The following is a 721-nucleotide window of genomic DNA, read 5'->3' as shown; positions in this document are numbered from 1 at the left end:
ATATATCTATTTCTACGTCACTCCAGGTCAGCACGTGATCAGCTCCAAGGCTGAAAACTGGGCAGACATGCCTGTGATGGTTAAGGCAGGCGAGGTTATCTACCTCAAGCAAGAAGTTGAGGTTGGCGTGATGATGGCTCGCAACAGCTTGAAGGTGTTAAGTGATGTGGAGGGGCGTTATCTGGTCAAGGATGCGAGCCTGGGTACTATTGCCAGAGAGAGCAAGTAAGCCTTTGACTGATTGGTATCCGATCTACTGCAAGAGAAAAAGGGCGACTTTCAAGCCGCCCTTTTTGCTTACTGAAGCACCTGTTCCTGCATCCGCCTTGTCGTCACATTCATAAAATCACACCCATCTCGCAGCAAAATGCTGAGCACCAGCGACAGTTCCAGTAGCACCACTGCCCTTGGAGCGCTTTATCAGAAATCGCAAAATTTTCCAGCAGTTGAGTCACATCGCGAATGCGATACGTCGCTGCATTGTGCAGGACATCAATGGGAGATTGGGTATCGATCAGAAGTGAGAGGATGCTGCAGTCATGCCCGGTAATAACTTGATGGTGTTTCATTTAATGCCGCCGCTTATCGCCATGCCACAGGTGGTTTTCAGGTGGCAGTGCGTTGTTGAAAAGCTCTCAAGGAAGATTCGTGCGTCTGTTGTCCCTGCTGTTTGCCATCATCTTGCTCTTCGGTTGCGCCTCTAAACCCCACTATTACACCT

Annotated in this window: 2 pseudogenes; one reads left to right on the top strand and one right to left on the bottom strand. The window is 49.5% G+C overall.

The features are described from left to right. Nucleotides 1-229, top strand: a pseudogene (locus U873_RS0134040) (hypothetical protein); the annotation flags it as partial. A gap of 68 nt (nucleotides 230-297) precedes the next feature. Here the strand turns inward: U873_RS0134040 and U873_RS35750 are convergent. Next, nucleotides 298-569: pseudogene (locus U873_RS35750) on the bottom strand (hypothetical protein). Nucleotides 570-721: the final 152 nt, after the last annotated feature.

The organism is Pseudomonas sp. PH1b (assembly GCF_000633395.1).
Lineage (GTDB): Bacteria > Pseudomonadota > Gammaproteobacteria > Pseudomonadales > Pseudomonadaceae > Aquipseudomonas.
Note: the sequence above shows the minus strand (reverse complement) of the source record. Positions and strands in the feature narration are given on the sequence as shown.